General features: G+C 51.4%; 12 protein-coding genes and 1 pseudogene. 4 read left to right on the top strand and 9 right to left on the bottom strand.

What is annotated here, in order from left to right; translation table 11 throughout:
* Positions 1-21 precede the first annotated feature (21 nt).
* Positions 22-4,083: a tail fiber protein gene (locus ACOZB4_RS18940; RefSeq protein ID WP_379412493.1), complete on the bottom strand. Its 4,062-nt coding sequence runs from the start codon at positions 4,081-4,083 to the stop codon at positions 22-24.
* Positions 4,084-4,364: 281 nt separating this feature from the next.
* Positions 4,365-5,303 carry an aldo/keto reductase family protein gene (locus ACOZB4_RS18935; RefSeq protein WP_379412490.1) on the bottom strand — a complete coding sequence of 313 codons (939 nt, stop codon included), beginning with the start codon at positions 5,301-5,303 and terminating at the stop codon, positions 4,365-4,367.
* 160 nt (positions 5,304-5,463) lie between these two features.
* Here ACOZB4_RS18935 and ACOZB4_RS18930 point away from each other — a divergent pair, with 160 nt between their 5' ends.
* Positions 5,464-5,802: a winged helix-turn-helix transcriptional regulator gene (locus ACOZB4_RS18930; RefSeq protein ID WP_071221283.1), complete on the top strand. Its 339-nt coding sequence runs from the start codon at positions 5,464-5,466 to the stop codon at positions 5,800-5,802.
* A gap of 146 nt (positions 5,803-5,948) precedes the next feature.
* On the opposite strand, the pseudogene ACOZB4_RS18925 reads toward ACOZB4_RS18930, so the two are convergent.
* A pseudogene (locus ACOZB4_RS18925) lies at positions 5,949-6,095 on the bottom strand (KGG domain-containing protein); the annotation flags it as partial.
* Between the two features lie 121 nt (positions 6,096-6,216).
* Positions 6,217-6,966 (bottom strand): MerR family transcriptional regulator, encoded by a 750-nt coding sequence (locus tag ACOZB4_RS18920; RefSeq protein WP_379412487.1) that lies wholly within the window; start codon positions 6,964-6,966, stop codon positions 6,217-6,219.
* 184 nt (positions 6,967-7,150) lie between these two features.
* On the opposite strand from ACOZB4_RS18920, the gene ACOZB4_RS18915 reads away from it, so the two are divergent.
* A complete protein-coding gene (locus ACOZB4_RS18915) occupies positions 7,151-8,107 on the top strand; it encodes an LCP family protein (protein WP_379412483.1) in 957 nt (318 codons plus the stop codon).
* Positions 8,108-8,164: 57 nt separating this feature from the next.
* Here the strand turns inward: ACOZB4_RS18915 and ACOZB4_RS18910 are convergent, their stop codons facing one another.
* Complete coding sequence (locus ACOZB4_RS18910) at positions 8,165-8,944, bottom strand: helix-turn-helix transcriptional regulator (protein ID WP_379412481.1); 780 nt, start codon at positions 8,942-8,944, stop codon at positions 8,165-8,167.
* Between the two features lie 159 nt (positions 8,945-9,103).
* On the opposite strand from ACOZB4_RS18910, the gene pyk reads away from it, so the two are divergent.
* Positions 9,104-10,519, top strand: coding sequence for a pyruvate kinase (gene pyk / locus ACOZB4_RS18905; protein WP_379412478.1), 1,416 nt, complete (start codon positions 9,104-9,106; stop codon positions 10,517-10,519).
* A gap of 151 nt (positions 10,520-10,670) precedes the next feature.
* Positions 10,671-11,888, top strand: a complete 1,218-nt coding sequence (locus ACOZB4_RS18900) for an L-dopachrome tautomerase-related protein (RefSeq protein ID WP_379412475.1) — start codon at positions 10,671-10,673, stop codon at positions 11,886-11,888.
* A gap of 428 nt (positions 11,889-12,316) precedes the next feature.
* On the opposite strand, the gene ACOZB4_RS18895 is transcribed toward ACOZB4_RS18900, so the two are convergent.
* The 4 genes from ACOZB4_RS18895 to ACOZB4_RS18880 form a co-directional block, all read right to left on the bottom strand.
* Positions 12,317-12,871 carry a manganese efflux pump gene (locus ACOZB4_RS18895; RefSeq protein ID WP_379412471.1) on the bottom strand — a complete coding sequence of 185 codons (555 nt, stop codon included), beginning with the start codon at positions 12,869-12,871 and terminating at the stop codon, positions 12,317-12,319.
* 120 nt (positions 12,872-12,991) lie between these two features.
* The gene (locus tag ACOZB4_RS18890) at positions 12,992-13,612 is read right to left on the bottom strand and encodes a helix-turn-helix domain-containing protein (protein WP_379412468.1); all 621 of its coding nucleotides are present in this window, start codon (positions 13,610-13,612) and stop codon (positions 12,992-12,994) included.
* Positions 13,613-14,105: 493 nt separating this feature from the next.
* Positions 14,106-16,646 (bottom strand): glycoside hydrolase family 95 protein, encoded by a 2,541-nt coding sequence (locus tag ACOZB4_RS18885; protein WP_379412466.1) that lies wholly within the window; start codon positions 16,644-16,646, stop codon positions 14,106-14,108.
* Positions 16,647-16,778: 132 nt separating this feature from the next.
* Positions 16,779-19,559, bottom strand: coding sequence for a discoidin domain-containing protein (locus ACOZB4_RS18880; RefSeq protein ID WP_379412463.1), 2,781 nt, complete (start codon positions 19,557-19,559; stop codon positions 16,779-16,781).
* Positions 19,560-19,787: the final 228 nt, after the last annotated feature.

Below are 19,787 nucleotides of genomic sequence, written 5' to 3'. Positions count from 1 at the left end.
TTTTCTATATTCGACAAGCCATTATTTAGCAGGCACATCACCAATCATCCCCGATGCAGAAAGCATCCGCAGAAGCATGATTGCCGTTTCTGCCCGGGTCATATTACTGTGCGGCCTCAGCTTGCCATCATAACCGCTCATGATTCCACTTCCGACCACATCCGCTGCAGCCGCCTTCGCCCAACTTGCCCACTCGATACCGTCTTGGAAGGAACCTAGCGCAGCATCCGAATCCGAGCTGCCGGATATCAGGTCAACCCCTGCAATTTTTAGGGCTCTTGCGAAAATGACCGCAGCCTCCTGCCTTGATATCAGGTTATCCGGCAAGAAGGTGCCGTCGGCATAGCCGTGAATAAGCCCACTCTTGCTTGCGGCCGATACGGCCCCCAAGTACCAGTCCCGGGAAGTTACGTCTTGGAATGAGCTGGCTCCTCCCTGCTCTGTTAAACCGAGTGAGCGAACCATCATCGAGACGAATTCCGCACGGGTAACTGGTGCATCCGGATGGAACCCGGCAGCATCTCTGCCGCTTACAATGAGGCGTGAGGCCATCTCGTTCACCGCTGCCTCGGCCCAATGGCCTGTCATATCCGGTAATCCTTCGGTATGGCTGACCAAGGCATACGTACCATTATTCAAACCTTGGATGATACCGTACGTTTTGCCTTCACGTGTTGCCAACCGGGTTGGCGCGTGATGGACGTTTCCTTTTTCGTCCAAAAACACGGCGGTTGTCACGACTTTCGCGGCGGATTCTTCTTGAAGGGGAATCTCGAGCACCACGTAAGCAGAATAGGAATCTCCGCCCAACGGCTTCCCCTGATCATAGGCTATAATCCTAATATCAATGAAGCCATAAGTTGTACCAAGATCATTCGCATTCCCGGTTTGCTTCAGCTTTGCGCTGAGCGCTATTTCGCTTTTGGTAAGTACAAGATGAAGTGTTCCTTCTTTTGTTGCCGCAGCTTTGCCGAGCTGTCCTGAAATAGCCTGAGCTGGAATACGGGCGCTGCCTGTCGAGGTCTCGAATTCGATCATCGCGCTGCTTCCTTCAAGCGCTTTTGCGGACTGGTTGTCCAGGACCAGCACGGCTTGATCGAGATCGTCCGTGGCGTGAAGCCGCACAATCGGTCGACGGTTCTTCTCTTTGATCAGCAGTGATTGCAGTCTATCTCCGTTCACCTTGACAGTCAACACGGCCTGCCCATTCTTCTCTTTCGTTAACGTTGATGATATCATGCCGTTCTGTAATACATCATTTATATACGACGTTACGCGGCTGCTCTCTGTGGAGCTCTGCCCCGAACCTGACCCTTGACCTGCTTGGGAACCCTCACCACCGCTTGGTCCTTGACCTCCAGGAGAGCCAGATCCACCGCCTGGCGTACCAGGATGGGGTGGATTCCCAGGTTCAGGCTCAGGGGAAGCCGCTGCCTCTCTGTTCACGTCCACCGTGTATGTCTTTGTCGTCCCATTCTGAGCCGTAACCACGATATGGATGCTGTTACTTCCTACTGCTAGGCTGACCGGATCTGACGGCTGCCCGGCGGATACGGCCTTGCCGTTCATCGTCACCTTTGCCTGAGGATCGGAAACGCTCGACGTTATGCTGATCTCCGTTATACGGTTTCCAACCTGGCTAATGTAGCTTGTGACAGCAGGATTGAATGCCGGAGCGAGCGTTCCATGAGATAATGCTAATCCGCTTAAATCCGCATCGCTCGGAACGGGAATCTCAGCACCGGCCGGCCTTGCGCTCACTTCTTCTGAAAATGCGCTGGAGCCCCCATCATTTCCTGCTTTAACCGCAAAATAATAAGTCGTTCCATTCAGTAAATCACCTGCTGAATACGTAGTATCCGTGACCGTTGCGATCGGTGCTGTTCCATATACGCCGGATTCCGTCCCGGAATAAATATCGTAATAGGTAGCCCCCGTTACGGTAGACCATTGCAAGGTCACTTCACCATCTCCAGCTCTAGCACTCAAGCTTGCAGGAGAAGGCGGCGCTGAAACAGAGTCTTTTTCCGTTATAAAGCTCCAATCTTGAGGACCCTTCATGCCTTCATAGAAGTTGCCTGCAGCGTCTTGAAATGCATCCTCCTCTATCTCTACATAATAACGCGTAAAGTACGACAGACGTTGAGACAAACTTACCGCTACCTTCTCATCGACCACCCTGACATGAGAACCGTCTGTCACTTCGATCGACTCGATCTTGTGATGGTCCTCCGCCCTCATAATCGATATGTACTTGCCACTAACTCCGGTTACGGGTTCATCGAACTTGAATTCAAGCTTCGTTTCGATCGACACCTCATCAGCCAGATTCGCAGGCGTCCGATCCACCACGACAGGCGAATACGCATCGATCCATTTGGTATACAGCGTCAGGTTAGCCAGAATCGGTGCCGCGAAATCAAATGGAAGCTGGAAGGATTGATCCATATACCATCCCCCGAAGGCATAACCGGGTTTCACTGGATCGACGGGCTGGGTTACGGTCGTAGCATAAGGGACGACCGCCTCCACCACGGGCGAACCCCCGTTGCTGTCGAACGTCACGGTTTTTGGGAAATAGATCGAGAAATGAACCTGAGTCTTATTCCCAGCACGGTCGGTTACGACGAGATCAAATACCCCTTCCGTGTTTACCTTGTCTCCGCTCTGGAACGCTTGCTGATTGAGCGTCGCGCTCCCTTCATTAAAGAAGATTTGCCGCTCCCGATCATACTGGCCTCCATCTGCCACGCCTGTAACCAGAGGTGCGGTTTGGTCGATCTCAAAATCGGCCTTGAGCGTTTTGCCGCGAGGCGACTCGACGACCAGCTTATACTGGCCATCTTTGCGGATGGTCGTGCCGCTGACAAAAGGCTGCCCGTCCAGCGTTCCCGTGCCATTGGTATAAACAGGCGTCACTTCGTGATTATAGAGTCCTCCATCGGTTACTCCGCTTATCTTCGGCTCAGACTCCGTAACGTGGATGCTAACGATGGCTGGGGCACTGCTCTTATTATGATTGCTCGCTATATATGTAAAAGAATCTGTACCAACAAAATCGACATCCGGTGTATAAGTAAAGGAGCCATTCTTATGAAATGTGATCTTTCCATGAGCAGGCAGATTCAATATTTTGGCTGTCAGAACATTGGAATCATTACTCATCACCCCAGGGGACGGTACCGTTAATGGTGTGGAGACAGCTGTTGTATATTGGTCGGAAACAGTTACAGGCTGAACTTGCTGCAGGGTTGGAACGTATCCGTAATGGGATACGTAATACTGCGTCAAAGGTTTGCCTCTCAGATCAGGAATTCCAAAGGTTTGGTTCGGAGTTCCCCCAAACTTGTTGCCGATTAACTCATAAAGTGCCCCATTCGCTGCAACATTTACAAGCTTGCCATCCGCCTTATAAGATGCTAGCCCAGGGATTTCCAAAGGAAAAATGCGTATCTCGCCAGCATACACCTCACCAGCGCTGCCTGGATGTATCCCTGCCTTGGCGGCGTAATACTGGATTTGGGGTTGCACAGGGTTAATCTGCGGTAATTTAAAGCTACCCTGCCAGTCTTGGCCGAATGTAGTACCGTACACACTGTATAGAGGATTAGAATCACTTAAAGCGGTGCCATTAGTCGTCACCCAATTATCATTCATCTCCATGTTGTAGGGAAAAAGTCGAAGCTCCCCCAGCATCGTATTGTCGGTCAAGCCACTGCTGCCTCTCGGATATAATCCCTCAGCCGCGATATAGTATCCCATGCCCGGCACCGGTTCTTCCTCCCGTAAATCAGGCAATGCAAACGTCTTGCTGCCATCTCCGCCAAAGTTGTTGCCCAATAGAGTATACAAAGCCGAATTTTCCAGACTTAGCGTTAACACTTGCCCTGCACAGTATATCCACCCTTCGGGACCGTTCTTGTAAGGAAATAGACGGATCTCTCCCAGATATTGAGCGTCTAGAAGATTAGCCCTAACCGTCTTCGGAGACGCGAGCACACCCAGTACAACCTCTAAACCTATTAGAATGGACAACATCACCTTCAACCATTTCGTAGATGCTATTCGCCTTCGTTTTTGCATATTGCTGCTTCTCCCCCTAATACATTTGTCCTATTTCAGTAATATAATACTAATGAGTAGTATAACATTACTAGAAAGTATTATAAATGGTAGACGATATAATTCAACAAGAAAATGTCATCTAATAGGGAAGGCTTCATTAGCTAAAGAGACACGCAAAAAAGATGGCCCCTGAACCGAGTCAGAAGCCATCTTATATACATCTTTCCACCTGTCCTCGGATTCTCTTATTCCCAAGGATCCATGCGATAAACGTCTTAGTTCTTAGTCGATTTACTTCCCTATTGCAAAATCTCTTCAATGCGAGTTTGAACTTCTTCGCTGAGCTCAATGCCGGATGCCTTCGCGTTCTCGGTTACCTGCTCCGGACGGCTTGCGCCGACAAGCGCACTGGCTACGTTCGGCTGGCGCAGAATCCAGGCAAGCGCCAGATTGCCTACGGATACTTCAAGCTCTGCCGCAATCTTCTCCAGCTCGCGAACCTTCGCGATTTTCTCCTCGGTAATGCCTTTACGCATCCATTCCAGCTTCGCGGCACGGCTGCCTTCTGGAATATCGGAAGCTGAGGTATACTTGCCCGTCAACAGACCTTGCGCCAGCGGAGAGAATACGACCTGCCCAATGCCGGAACGCTCGCTCAGCGGAATGATTTCCTTCTCAATGTAACGTTCAAACATATTGTAGATGGGTTGATTGACCACGATGCGGTCGAGCAGGTAACGATCCGCTACCGTCAACGCTTCTGCTATTTGCGATGCCTGCCACTCGCTGACGCCGACATAGAGTACCTTGCCCTGGCGGACAAGGTCGTCGATCGCGCGAAGTGTCTCGTCAAGTGGCGTTTCCGGATCATGACGGTGGCAGTAGAAAATATCCACGTAATCATGGCCAAGACGCTTCAAGCTGGCATGTGCCTGCTCCATAATGTGCTTGCGGGACAAGCCGCGATCGTTCGGGCCATCGCCCATCGGCCAAAATGCCTTTGTCGCCAGCACGTATGATTCGCGCGGATACGCTTTCAAGGTTTCGCCGACCAACTCTTCGGCTGCACCTTTCTCATATACATTCGCCGTATCAAAAAAGTTAATGCCCAGATCATAAGCCGTTTTAATTGCGTTAACCGCATTCTCGCGTTCAACATAACCACCGTATGTAAGCCAGCTTCCCAAGCTGATCTCACTGACCTTGAGACCAGTGCGTCCTATTCTTCTGTATTTCATGGTAACTCCTCCCTCAATAGAATTACTTGAATGCTACATTTGCTATTTTAAAGTAGTTCCTATTCTCAGGGAAGAAGTGAAATGTTCTTCACTATATTATAAGAAGGATAGCTGATATACTTGAGTATAGTTAATAGAAAACCGGAAGGAGCCTACCGTTATGGGAAATAAATCGAGCAGTTACATACCGAAAACTCCCGAACATATCGAATGCAATATCGAAAAAACATTGCTGGTCTTAGGCGGAAAATGGGCATTTCTCGTCATCCGCGAGCTCTTTGGCGGCACGAAACGATTTGGCGAGCTGCAGCGGCAAATCCCGAATGTCAGTCCGCGGGCTCTGACCACGACGCTTCGCCATCTGGAGGAACAGGGCGTGCTTGAACGCGAAGTATTCCCTACCGTTCCGGTTACGGTGGAATACACGCTGACACCCAAAGGCATGGACCTTCATGTCATCTGCAAGGAAATGAAGCTGTGGGCGGCTCGGTGGACTTGAATTCAAGATAGCCTGACAGCGTCCGGCAAACGCCGGGCTCGGCGGTTACGGTTAGCTCAAAAATAAAGCAGCGGCGGTTCCCTTTGAACGGAATCCGCCGCTGCTTTTTAAAGCTTGCTATTTTTTATGATTGTAGATTTCATTTAATCGTTATTGTTTTGAATGCCGCGGGCTTCTCCGCCTTTACGGCCGATTTCTTGATAAAACTCCTTGTCGTGATTCTTGGCCGTTGCTTCGCCGCCCTTGCGTCCCGCTTCTTCTCTGCTCATTTTGTTACCGTTGTTGTTAGCCATTGTTCATCACTCCTAAGTTGTTTTTTTGTTGCTGCAATGTCATGTATTTAACCCTTCCGATAAATTCTAAACACCCTTAAAAATGACAAAAGCCGCGACCCGCGCGGCTTAATCACCCTATTTACGTCAGATGCGCATACGCCTCCGCAGCCGCATGCAGATAATAAGCCAGCCCCGTTTGCTGCTCCTCCAGCATCCGGAGATGAAAGTCATCATTCAGGAAAAACTTCGTTTGACCCGCAAAATCCGCAGCCGTAAAGGCCTGGCCCTGCTCATTCATAAACTGCAGATGATCCCGAATCGAATCCCGTACTCGCACATCATCGTGTTTGATCCCCGTTTTCAACGCATTCGCCATGCCTGCCATAAAGGCTGCCGCTTCCCTTGCCTGCTCGTTCATGCTTGGCACATCAACGGGTTCGCTCTCGAGCAAATCCACATCATACTGCTCTTTCAGATGCTCATTTTGCTCTGCTAAGGCTTCCTTCCATTCTTCTTCGCTCTCAAAACCTTTGAATAATTCCCGAGGCTCCATGCGCTTGCCCTCCTCCGTACTGGTTAAGGATGTTCTTAAGGTTTTCAGAATCGTATCCAATCGATCAGCGCGATCCATCAGCTGCTTCTCCTGTTGTAACAGCATCTTCCGCCGTTCAGGGGCCTTCTCCATCAGTGCCTTGATTTGGTCCAACGAAAAATCCATTTCCCTGTAAAACAGAATGTGCTGCAATCGCTCTAGTTCGGCAGTACCGTACAAGCGATAACCCGCTTCGCTGATCTCGGCAGGCAAGAGCAGGCCGATTTTATGATAATGATGCAGCGCTTTGATGGTCACCCCGGACAGCTCCGAAACCTCTTTTACCGTGTATAACATACGCTGGTTCCCTCCTTCGACTTCCAGTCTAAGGTCTCCCCTTGGAGGAGAGTCAACCCGCTCATCCGACCGGAATATACCGACTTTCCCGAATCGTTTTTCCGGGAAAATATGATTTTTGCTCATTATTTTGCTAGAATGGTCAATTATGCAGTAGAACAACAGAAAGGATGTTATAGGAACTATGAAAAGGAAATGGTTAAAATACACCATGCTCTTATTATCCGTTGGAATCTTGGGGATTATCTCGTACTATACCTACGCTATTATACAATTCTCAAACCAAATTTCGACCGCTTCGAATTCGGCGGAGCAGGCGGATACTTCGGGCGCCGCGTCGGAGGAAATCATCGAGATACCCAAGTGGGAGGGTAAAGAACGCATTAATATTCTCCTGATTGGAGGAGACTCCCGGGGAGACGATGCCGGCAGATCCGACACCATGCTGGTTGCCTCCATCGATCCTGTTACGAAAAGAGCCCATTTGTTCTCGATTTTGCGAGATACCTATGTGGACATCCCCGGCCATGGCAAAGGACGACTGAATTCGGCATTTGCTTACGGCGGAATCGAGCTGACCAGACAAACCATCAGCGATTTGTTGGACATGCCCATACATAAATATGTTTACACCGATTTTGTCGGATTCATAGCCCTGGTCGACGCCATTGGCGGAGTCGACATTCAGGTTGAGAAAGATATGTATTACACAAGCAAAGCGGACAAGCATATGTACGACATCGATTTAAAGCAAGGGCTGCAGCACCTCGACGGCAAGATGGCGCTGCAATACGTCCGGTTCCGGCACGATGCGAAGTCCGATTTTGCCCGTACGGAACGACAACGGATTCTTATGACGGAAGTCGCCAAAAAGATGCAGACCACAGGCTCTTTGTTCAAGCTGCCCAGCATCCTGGATTCAATTGCGCCATACATCGAAACCGATCTAAGCCCCAAAGAAATGCTGAAGCTGATGGCTCTCGGTTTTGACGTGAATCTGGATAAAATCGACCAGCAGCAGCTTCCGCCGTTCTCGCTGCTGACCAACGAGAAGGCCGGACGGGCACAAGTGCTCGGCGTAGATAAAACGAAACTGCGGCAGTATGTGAAGCAGTTATTCGAAAATGACGCTGCTCAATAACATAACGATCATCAAAGAGGGCATATAGATAGCCCTCTTTTTTTTGCGTTAAATCTCCTATACGGTTCGTGGACGCTCATGCAATAAATCCGAAGGAGCGCTGCCCGTGACTCGTTTATAAATTCTATAGAAATAGGAGAGGTCCTGATATCCGAGAAATACGGCAATCTCCTGTACTGTCAGCTGCGATTCCGTTAACAAATACACTGCCCGTTTGATCCGCTGGGCGTGCACGTACTGGCTGATGGTCTGCCCCGTAACACTCTTAAAGAGTACCGCTGCGTAATTGGGGGTTTTGCCGATGGCATCGCCCAGCTCTTCTTTCGTTATTTTCTCACGGTAATGCCGCTCAATATAAGACTTCATCCGTTCCACATGCAAGTGCTTCTCCGGCGTGATGACGCCCTTGTCCAGCTCACGACTGATATAAATCAACACTTCTGTCAATAATGCTTCTATCATCAAGACATAATAAGATGGGCGTTCCTGCCACTGCTGATGGATCACCTTCAACCGTTCGCGGATCAACTCATAACAGCCGGGTTTATGTTTTAAAGCTTCTTCTCGTTCAATCACCGATAATCCCGTCGATAACTGGTCTGTCCACTCAACGGCGATTTGCGTGTGCGTCACGGTAGGGATGCTTTTGCCATAATACGGAACATCGGCTGGAATAAGCAGCAACTCCCCTTTCTCCATAATCTGCTTATCGCCATTCACCCAATATACACATTTTCCATATGTCACAAGGCTTAAGCGCCATGCTCGCTTCTCATGGTCAGCTTCTTCATACCAATCGACACCGCTAATTTGTTTTACTTCTACCGGAGTGATCATAACCCACCTCAAATACGATACTATAATCCATCCATTGTACTATAGTTCATATCATGATTCGACAAGACAGGCTACAATGTGATCATTAGGGTAGTTTGAATGAGCTCGAATGCTGCAAAAAAGCTGAAGAGTGCAAATACAAAGGAGGAACAAACAGCCATGCTAAAAACCAAAATCATTTGTACGATGGGACCCGCATGCGATTCCATCGAGCTGTTGAAAAACATGATTCAGGAGGGAATGACCGTTGCCCGTTTGAATATGGCACATGGAGAGCCGGAGGATCACGTGACCCGGATTCGGAACGTTCGCCAGGCCGCATCCGAATTAAACACGTATGTACCCATCATGATGGACATTAAAGGACCCGAAGTACGGATCGGCAAGCTGAAAGAGGCTTCCTGCACGCTCAAACCAGGTGAGGAACTGATCCTGACTACCGAAGAAATTCTGGGAGACGCCCAGCGCATCTCGGTTAATTATGCCGAGCTGAATCTAGTCGTGAAACCGGGCGACCGCATCTTGATCGATGACGGCCTCGTGGACCTGAACGTTCTCCGTGTCGACGGACCGGACATTCTTTGCAAAATCATCAGCGGCGGCGTGCTTAAACCGCGTAAAGGCGTCAACCTCCCGGGAATCAAAACGACACTCCCTGGGGTCACCGAACGTGACGTCATGCATATCGGCTTTGGTCTGGAGAACAACATCGAGATCATTGCCGCTTCTTTCGTGCGCCATGGCGATAATATCCGCGAAATCCGCAGCATTCTGAAGGAACGCGGCGCAGAGCATGTGCAGATCATCTCCAAGATCGAGAATGAAGAGGGCATGCAGAACCTGGACGACATCATTGAAGCCTCCGACGGCATCATGGTTGCCCGCGGCGACCTTGGCGTCGAAGTGCCGATCGAAGAAGTGCCTATGATGCAAAAAGAAATGATCGATAAATGCAACCTGGCCGGCAAACCGGTAATCGTCGCAACGCACATGCTGGAATCGATGCAGGTCAATCCCCGTCCAACCCGCTCCGAGGTGAGCGACGTGGCTAACGCGGTGATCCAGGGAGCTGACGTTGTCATGCTCTCGGGGGAATCCGCTGCGGGCAAATATCCGGTAGAATCCGTGCGCACGATGGCCGCAGTCGCCCGCCGTGCCGAAACGATGATCGATTATAAAGACCAATTCGCTTTCAAATCCAGACAGCAAGTAGCCGATATTACCGAGGTTATTAGTCAGGGGGCGGTTAGCTCCTCCCTCGTGCTGAATGCCAAAGCTATCATTACGTCAACGGAGAGCGGATTTACGGCGCGGATGATTTCGAAATATCGGCCACAAGCACCAATTATCGCGGTTACACAGCATGAAGAAGTGCTGGCCAAAATCTGCTTGCTCTCCGGCGTCATTCCGGTAAAAGGCGACAAGGTCACAACGACGGACGAAATGTTCGAATCCGCGACCCGCAATGCCATCAAGACAGGTTACATCGAAAAAGGCGATATTATCGTATTGTCTGCAGGCGTGCCGATCGGTCAATCCGGTAACACGAATCTGATTAAGGTTATGCAAGTGTAACGGGTACTCTGAAAAAAGACCTCTTCGTAAATATTTTCGGTGCCAATCCATCCCTCTGGGCATATAACTAACTCAGAGGAATAAGCGCGAAGGAACAATTTTCGCTGCCGTAATGGATGAACCGAGCATGTTATTGGGAGGTCTTACAAATATGCGTACACCGAATCATTCCATGGAGGGCCAGTGGCAGCAGCCTGCCGCCCCTCATGACAAGCAGGCCCATAGCTATACAAGTCCGTACCAGATCCTCTTCCATTGGAACCGCCTGGACTGGAACTTCCCGAATGCTGCGATGAAGCAGCGATTCGAGGAGCATCAGTATTGGAAGCATTGCATGCCCGCAGGCGTCAAAGTGGACCTAAAGGGACGCTTCTATGTATCGGTTCCGCGCTGGGCGGAAGGGATTCCCGCTACGCTGAACACCATTGTGATGGTGAACGGCAAGCCCGTACTGGAGGCTTTTCCAAGCTGGGAGTGGAATACACCGGGGGATGTGCGAATGCTGCAATCCGTCCTTGGCTACGAAATTGATGAGCATCATCGGATGTGGATTCTGGATCAAGGAAAAATCGCATACGATACTTCGCCCGAAGGCTCGCAAAAGCTGGTCATCTGGGATCTGAACGCTAACCGCCTGCTCGATTCCATTGTCATTCCGGATGATATTGCCCCACCCCGAACGTCGTTCCTGAACGACATCGTGGTGGATAACCGAAACGGCTATGCCTATATCACCGATTCGGGCTCCGGCTGGCCGGACCATCCGCTGTATGGCGGAATTATCGTCTACAATATGAGAACGAAGAAATTTCGGCGCGTCCTCGACAGTCATTACAGTACGCAGGACGTGCCCCGATTCCGGTTTGAGATTGATACCGAGCCGGTATACCGCGACAAGCCGATCCGGATCGGCGCCGACGGCATAGCATTATCCGCGGATCGCGGAACTCTATTCTACTGCCAGGTAACGGGGCGCAATCTGTACGCTATCGATACAGGACTGCTGCGGAATTTCAATATTCCCGATTCGATCATCCGGAATTCCGTTCAGACCCTGGGCAGCAAAGGAACGACAACCGACGGCATGCATGCCGACAATCAAGGCCATATATTCTACACCATGCTCGAAGGCAAGGGGATCGGTTACTATTCACCGTACACGCGCTCGTTCAACAAGCTGCTGTCCGACGACAGGATGCTGTGGGTAGACGGGGTGGCTTTTGATCAATGCGGCTCCATCATCTTCAACAACAACCGCCTGCACCGCATGTTCGAGGAGCCGCAGAACATCGACTGGGACGATCCTTACAATCTGATCATATGGAGAGCCTACCTTGGGCGGGACGTGAAGTCGTACTTATATGGTTGAGGGTTGTGAAAAAAAAGGGTTAGGCAGATCTGGCACTCATGCCCTCTGCCTAACCCTTTTGTATTATAGCTGCAACTGCAACGCCTGCCGCAACCATCATCAGGCGGGAACACGGGCGAACTTGGGCGAGCCGTTCGCTTGGAAGATCTCCTCAGGACGTACAACAGCCCAACTGCGGTCATGGCCGCCCAGGTATCGTTGACCGAACGGACAGCAAAGCTCTGACCCACAGAACAGCCAGCATGCCTAAGTCGTATGCTCCTGCAAGTACATCCGAAGCCTACAGGATCCTCTCAATCGCGGCTGTGCAACAGCCTGCGGTCTCAATTATAGCGGGTTATCCTTTTCTGAAATCCCCCTACTGGGGGATGGACAGGTAGAACAATCAAAAGAAAGCCTGATCCATCCCAGGCTTTCCAAGTGATCGGTTAGAAGAATATTGAAATCCCGACAGCAACCAGCAGAACCCCGCTAATGACGGTCCCGAACTGGCCGAGGGAATAGGAACCGATGCGAATATTTTTGAGACGCAATCCTAAGGCGGTCCCTCCCCATACGCAGATCAGGCTTCCCGCAGCAGCAAGCAGGGAAATGCCTAGCGGTGGAAATCCGAGAAGCCCTGCTCCGACACCATTGGTTAACGCATTGGCCGAAAGCGCAATACCGAGCATGATGGCTTCCCCGATGCCTATACTTGAAGTGATGTTCGGATCGTTCGTGCTTTTGGCCAGAAGCACGATACGCAGACCGATCAAGAACAAGAAAATAGCGCCTAACACGGCCGGCAGCACGCCAGGAAGTATAGAGGACAACCACAGTCCAAAATAGATTCCAGCCATGCTGAAGATAAATCCAATCAACGCAATTCCCATGTTCGTGATAAACGGAATCCGGATGTTCCGGATGCCATAAGCCAGCCCTGCCCCCAAGTTATCGATGCTCGAGGACAACGTTAGAAGGGCAACGATGATCCATGCCGTCATGTTTCGACCACTCTCCCATAATTGTTCTGATTCCATGTATCTATATGAGAGGTGTTGCAAGGATGTGCAACAATATAAATAAAATGATGTTTTTTGTTGCACGCGAAAGCCGCGATTCCGCTATTCCATCGCGATGATCTGATCCAGGGCCAGCTGAATGGCCAGGGCGTCGTCGATGAATCCCAGCGGAAACAGGTTATCGGGGATAATGTCTTTCTCCAAAATAAAATAGAGCAGCGCACTGCCGACTATGGGGGAAGCCTCTGGCGACAGGGAGTTGTTAAGGTATTGCTCATGCATCTGCTCGATTTTCTCAATAAAGGGCCCCTGGCCATTGATCCTCTGCAGTTTGGCTTTCAGCTCCGTTTGAATAATCCGTTCACCCTCCGGTGTCTTGGCGAATTCTCTGTATTCTGCCAGCGTGCTTTCGATTTTCTCTGTCGTGGCCACCCAATTGATGGTTGTGGACGATAGCAGTACCCGGACCATCTTCTCAATCGACTTATAAAATTGCTTAAGCTCATCTTGACCGTACCCTGCTGCGACAAACAAGGTGAGGGGATCGAGCTCCAAATGGAAGGCGATTTGATCCAGGAGCTGCTCTTTCGGTCTCGTTTTCCCATTAATGATTCGAGATATGGTCGCAGGGTCCACATTCGTCAAGGAAGCCAGCTTCCGCATGGATATCCCGCATTCTTGCAAACGACGCGTGAGGATTAAACCTAGTGTGTTTTCTTCCATCTGAACGCTCTCCTTTGTTTTTATATATATGTATGCAAGCCCTCCCTTGTCCCACGTTCAAAGCGATGAAATAAGCCTGAAAAAGAACAAGAAAACCACATCGGATTTTGAACTGCACCCAATTGTCAGACACCATCTAACATTGGAGGTGCGGTTTTTTCTAAGGCTAAGCTTAGTTCATACGATAAAAATGCAAGCAGTTATACGTTATCAAAATGGATCGGAAAACATGAAATCGATTACGAAATCCCTGGGGCTCCATCATACCGCGTGGTTTTCTTCAAAAATGATTAGCATGATTAGAACACCCGGTCTCATGGTTCATCAACATCTTGAGCAGGATTTCTCCTCCAAGATCAAGTCAGGAATGAGAAAGTAACCCACTTAGGCGCCAACCTTAGGAGTGGGTTACTTTCGTTGTTTATCGTTTGTAACATTATATTTTTATCTCTCAGAGAGAGATTTCTTTATTCTAATTGATTTATTAGCTTTTTTAACCCTCTTTATTTCTCCCGCTCCCAGCCTTCCTCAAATTACAATCGCTCCCCTTCACCATGGAAAAAGAATAGCTGTAGCCTGCTTCGGATCTACCTGCGCTTATCAACGTGACCTTATTGGACTCTTCCTCGATGAGGACAAGCGATGAACGGGACCTTATCCTGCATTCGCCCGCCCTGTCGGCGTGAATCTTCACCTCGGTCAGTTCGCTTTCCTCCCAGTGCATGTTGACTACAAAGCCGCCGCGGGCACGTAGCCCCTTCACCTCACCGCTGTTCCACTGCGGGGACAGGGCCGGAAGCAGCCTTAACTCGCCCGTATGCGACTGCAGCAGCATTTCGGCAACGCCGGCAATCCCGCCGAAATTACCGTCGATTTGAAAAGGCGGATGGCAATCCAGCAGATTTGGATAAGTTGAGGAAGCCAGCAGATTCACCAGATGCTCATGCGCTTCCGCGCCCCGCTGCAGCCTGGCATAATAATTGATGATCCAGGCCCGGCTCCAGCCGGTATGGCCGCCGCCATTGGCAAGTCGTCGCTCCAAGGTCTTGTTCGCTGCCTCGGCAAGCTCAGGTGACTGAACGGGATCAATTTGCTCTCCCGGATACAGGGCGAACAGCTGCGAGATGTGCCGGTGTCCGGGATCGGCCTCCTCGTAATCATCCAGCCACTCCATGATCCCTCCATGCCTTCCAATCCGCGGTGCCGGAATTTCTTGCAGCGCCGTTTGAAGCTCTTCAAGGAAGGTGTCCTCATCTCCGACAAGCTGGCCTGCCGCAAGACAGGCCCGAAACAAGGCCGTCGCAATCTGCGCATCCATAGCAGGTCCCATGCAGAGGCTGCCGACGGCTCCGTTCGGAAGCACAAATCGGTTCTCCGGCGAAACGGAAGGTCCGGTTACTTGTCTCCCTTCCTCATCCACAGTCATATAATCCAGCAGGAATATCGCCGCTTCCTTCATGACCGGATACGCTCGTTCCCGCAGGAAATCCGCATCCCGGCCAAACCGGTAATGCTCCCATAGATGAAGGCACAGCCAGGCGGCTCCCATCGGCCATATGGTACAGGTCATCAATATTCCTTCAGGCCGGGTCTCTCCCCAAAGATTTGTATTGTGATGCGCTGCGAAACCACGGCAGCCATACATCTCGCGAGCCGTGTCCCGGCCATTCGGGAGCATGCGGTGAATCAGGTCGAACAGCGGCTCGTGGCATTCCGCCAGGCTCAGCAGCTCTGCCGGCCAATAGTTCATCTGAATATTCACATTGATCGTATACTTCGACTCCCAGGGCGGGGTGAAGCTGTCATTCCATATACCCTGCAGGTTCGCTGCGAGAGATCCGGGTCTGGAGCAGGAGATGAGTAAATACCGCCCGTACTGCACGTATAGGGCAACCAATTCGGGATCTCTATTCTCCGCAGAGGCACCTTCAATCTTCACTCTTTCTTGCAGCAGTTTCAGCCGCTGATCGGTAGGCAGGGATAACAAATCGTCTTCTGCTCGATTTAAAACTTCAACTTGATCTGGACCGACAACGCGATCCATCCCATTCGGAATGTCAACTTCTCTTTCGGTTAAGCCCGCTCTATTCGCATCCTTCTTGCTGGAACCGAGAGTTAGCGAGAACCGCTCAAACTTCTCACGATACTCCTCCAGATGACGGCTTTCCAGCTGTTGGAAAGACATGCCTGCCGCACAATCCAACTGCTCCAGACATACCTGGCCCGGCTGCTGATACCGAAAGCTCGTCTGGGCTGACAGCAGCAGCGTAACCGAGTCCGCGCCTTCAACCGAGAGAAAATCACCGATGGTTCGTACGCTTCCTCCCACAGCGACAGCACGCAGTGCCGTGCAGAAGGAAATGCCGTCTGCGCCGCATTCGCCCTTCATCAGCAAGGTATCGTGCCCTAACGACTCTGTTCCGCTGTCAAAAGGACGGCGCATCAGGTTTGCCGCAAACGTCAGCGCCCCGGGCCGATCGGCAGTTAGGCGAATCACCATCACGCCATCCGGCGCACTGACAAAATACTGCCTGCGATAGCCTATGCCGCTCGAAGAAAAGGATACGGTCACCATGGACCGCTCCAAATCCAGCTCTCGCTCGTAATGCTCCACCGCTTCCTCGGCATCCAGGAATTTGAGAAGCAGATCGCCCAGCGGCTGATAAGGCTGCTCGTATTTCGGGGATGAAGTCATCGCCATCCGGGCTAGATGCTCGGCCTCGGCCTGACGTCCATCCCGCAGCATCTGTCTGATCTCGCTCAAATATTCGGTGGCGTCAGGGTTGGCTCCCCTTCCCGGACCACCATACCAGAGGGAGTCTTCGTTGAGCTGCACCCGCTCAAGCGAGGTCTTGCCAAAAACCATTCCGCCCAAGCGCCCATTCCCGATGGGCAATGCCTCATTCCACTCCGCAGCTGGGGAAGCGTACCATAACCGCAAGCGCCGATTTGCAGATGTGTCAGGCTGCCGCCATGCGGTTTTATCACCTACTGCTTCGATCTTGCCGTACTGCCCTGCACAATCAAGCTCCACATGATGTCTCCCACGAGAACGTTCCGTATCTCTTCCTGTTGTCTCCCTCTCCACCCTCATACACGACTCCTTCTTCGCGAAGAAGGGGACAATCGGCGTTTCCCCTGATAATCCCCTGTTCGCTATATATAATTAAGGCTGCTCCGGTATATCGATCGCACCGCCGCCCACAGGCGTACGGGCCAGATTATCTACCGCTTGCTGACCCAGACGATCCTTCAACTGCTGGACGAATAGGCTCTGGAGCGCTACATACCGGTCGGCGTATTCCCAATAGCCGTCCTCACGCGGTCTTGAATCATAATCATTCGGAACGAGCGGTTTCACGTTCAAACCGTCTTCAGTCGGGATATGGCCGATGACATAGTTTTGTGCCGTTGGAGGCTTCTGCGCAACAAGCCCGCCCTCGGTATTCCACATGACGTAATTCGCTCCCGCCCAGCCATGTCCGCTGCCAAGCCATCCGCGGTCGCGGACGCTGATGCGCGCATTGACGTTGTCGTACAGGCCGCCGGTGGACCAGCGGTGGTGCGGCTCGCTTGTATTGTATTCGCGAGTAGCCTTATTGTCGTACATGACATTCGGTCCTTGTACGCGGCTCTCAATGACATAAGCATGACGTGAAGTTTCCGTATAATTGCGCTGTACCAGATTTAATTGCCCCTGGATGAAAAAGCTGTAACGACGACCGCCCGTAATCACGCTGACCATGTCGTACGTTTCGCTGTCCTGTACGGTGACCCATTTGGCCTGCCGCCCGACCTGCACCAAGGCGTAGGAGAAATGGTAGCCGTCCACCTCGCGCACCCAGGCATTCTTCACGCTGTTCATCATAATGAAGCGCTCCGCGTGTGCCTCATCGGAATAATACGGGGTATCCAGAACATCGTTATCCATCTTGGTATCGGTCTTGCTCGGATCAAAATCGGATATGGCGCGCATGTTCTCGATCCCTACCTGTTCGATTCGAGATTCATCCGTCGCCTTGAACAGCTTGCCTCCACCCCATTGACGTTCAATGGCATTCGCTAATGGAGCATCCACCGTAATCCGGTTGCCGTCGATTGCCGAAATGACGCGGTCAAAATCCAGATTGAACGGGGACCACTGCTGCGTTCCCCCGGTCCCTGGCCGCATGTAGATATGATCCATGCCGATCTCATGAATCCAGCGGTCATTACCAATTCTTCGAACAATGACGGAGTCGCCCACCTGATAACCGGAGGCATTCTGGACATGGAAGGATCGGGAGCCTGCCGGAACGTACAGATCCTGGATGTCCGTCTCCGTCCCGTCAACAACAGCTGCACCGTTGGTTCCACCGACAACAATCAAATTTCTGGCCGTTGTTCCCGTGCCGCGGATGATGGTGCCGTCCTCACTCTTGCCTTCACCCCGCAGCACGACCCCGCTGGACTGAATGTTCAGGGAACCGCCGACCAGATATGTGCCCTTCTTCAGCAGCACTGCCCCCCGGAAGCCGTCCACATCACGAGGCAGCCGCGACACCTCATCAATCGCCGCTTGCAGCATCGCCGTATCGTCCCCGCCGGTCGGCTGTACGGCAATTCTCGCCTGAACGTCGGGCAGTTTTACACCGCCACCCATATAACCGACGTTTGAGAAATCGATGATCCGGTTCCCCTTATAATCGGGAACATACACCATCCTTCCGTCTTTTCCGGTAAAGGCGATTTGACTCTGACCTTCAGGTATTCCTTTCTTGGGCATGACGGTATAAAACAAGCTGTCGAAGTAGGTTCCCCCGTCTGTGGTTTGAAAAGTCATCCGCACCTCGTACGTGCCCGGTACTTTCATCCCACCCGGAAGCATTATCGATTGCGTTACCCCCGCCTGCAGCGCCTTCGTGCCCAGCGAGCCTCTGGATTGATCGTCCTTGAACCATCTGGCCGATACGGTTCCGTTCATATTCGGAACGATCGTTACGACTGGCAGCTCCTTGCCTTCCTCCAAGATCGCCGCCTCGCCAATCTTCTGGACCAACGCCTTATGCGCGAACGAACTGAAGGCAATGTATTTCGCATCCTGGAACTCCTGATCATCCTTCACCACAATCCAGAAATCCGGTGTACGTATCGCTTGACCGTTAATGCTGGTTTCCGCATATAACCGAGTGGCTCCTACCTTGGTCCCGGTTACCGAACCTTCGGAAGTCACCGCGGCGCTGGTTCCCATCGCATGATATTGAACCTGGCCTTGAGGCAGCGAAATCCATACCCCGCTGACCCGTTTGCCACGCGTCTCCACGGCCGATGTGCCTCCAATATCCAAGGTCAGTTCCTCATTGTTGTTATAAGGGGTTCCATCCGGCTTCACGAAGGCCAGCTCCGTTACATCGGACGGAATCCCTTGATCTCCATCCTGCATATAAAGCTCCAACTCCCTTAGCTGAACATTGAGATTTCGGCTTAGCAGCAGCGTTACCCGAATGTGGGAAGCGCTTACGGAATCAAACGTCATCACTTCCTGACCGTCCGCTCGAATGCCCCCATTTTTCGCATAGGCTCTGCTCCAAGACTCACCGTCACGGGAGTAATCGATCTCGATACTTCCCAAATGATCTCCCCGGTTTAAATCCAGGACGACCTGGTTGAAGGACTGCTCACTCCCCAGATCCACCTGTATGTATACACTCATGTCCTCACGGTCTGTGCTCGCCGGCTGCCAGTAGGTATCACGGCTGCCGTCAACGGCCTTCCCGGCTTCACGCCCGCTGATCTCGGAACTGGCAATCGCCTGCTTATTCCATGCCAGGTTGACCCGTTCCATCACATCCGATGCAGCCGTTTCCCCCTGTATTGGCGGATTGCCAAACGAAAACAGCAGAATACCCAATAGCAGTATAATTCCTCCTCTTCTTACCTGCCTGTTACGCTTGCGTACCTGTCTCATCAATCATCACCCATCCTTTGTCATAAGTAGTGATTACGATCCACCCGCGATTACCTGATGCCCTCCTTTCAAACGCCTCTTGATATGCTTCTATGATAAAACAGCCGCTGCTCGCCGGACCATGCCGTAACTTGCGGAATGGCCGTGTTTTTTTATGGAGTAACACAACGTAAGAAAACACAACCCGGAGCGAACGGAGCCGTATGCTAAGCCTCTGCATTGTCCGTT

The sequence above is a fragment of the Paenibacillus sp. NPDC058898 genome (assembly GCF_049316025.1).
GTDB lineage: Bacteria > Bacillota > Bacilli > Paenibacillales > Paenibacillaceae > Paenibacillus_AQ.
Note: the sequence above shows the minus strand (reverse complement) of the source record. Positions and strands in the feature narration are given on the sequence as shown.

What these genes read in the sequence shown, in the direction of transcription:
- ACOZB4_RS18940 (WP_379412493.1), bottom strand. Translation starts at nt 4,083, where the DNA reads ATGCAAAAACGAAGGCGAATAGCATCTACGAAATGGTTGAAGGTGATG.
- ACOZB4_RS18935 (WP_379412490.1), bottom strand. Translation starts at nt 5,303, where the DNA reads ATGAAATACAGAAGAATAGGACGCACTGGTCTCAAGGTCAGTGAGATC.
- ACOZB4_RS18930 (WP_071221283.1), top strand. Translation starts at nt 5,464, where the DNA reads ATGGGAAATAAATCGAGCAGTTACATACCGAAAACTCCCGAACATATC.
- ACOZB4_RS18920 (WP_379412487.1), bottom strand. Translation starts at nt 6,966, where the DNA reads ATGTTATACACGGTAAAAGAGGTTTCGGAGCTGTCCGGGGTGACCATC.
- ACOZB4_RS18915 (WP_379412483.1), top strand. Translation starts at nt 7,151, where the DNA reads ATGAAAAGGAAATGGTTAAAATACACCATGCTCTTATTATCCGTTGGA.
- ACOZB4_RS18910 (WP_379412481.1), bottom strand. Translation starts at nt 8,944, where the DNA reads ATGATCACTCCGGTAGAAGTAAAACAAATTAGCGGTGTCGATTGGTAT.
- pyk (WP_379412478.1), top strand. Translation starts at nt 9,104, where the DNA reads ATGCTAAAAACCAAAATCATTTGTACGATGGGACCCGCATGCGATTCC.
- ACOZB4_RS18900 (WP_379412475.1), top strand. Translation starts at nt 10,671, where the DNA reads ATGCGTACACCGAATCATTCCATGGAGGGCCAGTGGCAGCAGCCTGCC.
- ACOZB4_RS18895 (WP_379412471.1), bottom strand. Translation starts at nt 12,871, where the DNA reads ATGACGGCATGGATCATCGTTGCCCTTCTAACGTTGTCCTCGAGCATC.
- ACOZB4_RS18890 (WP_379412468.1), bottom strand. Translation starts at nt 13,612, where the DNA reads ATGGAAGAAAACACACTAGGTTTAATCCTCACGCGTCGTTTGCAAGAA.
- ACOZB4_RS18880 (WP_379412463.1), bottom strand. Translation starts at nt 19,559, where the DNA reads ATGAGACAGGTACGCAAGCGTAACAGGCAGGTAAGAAGAGGAGGAATT.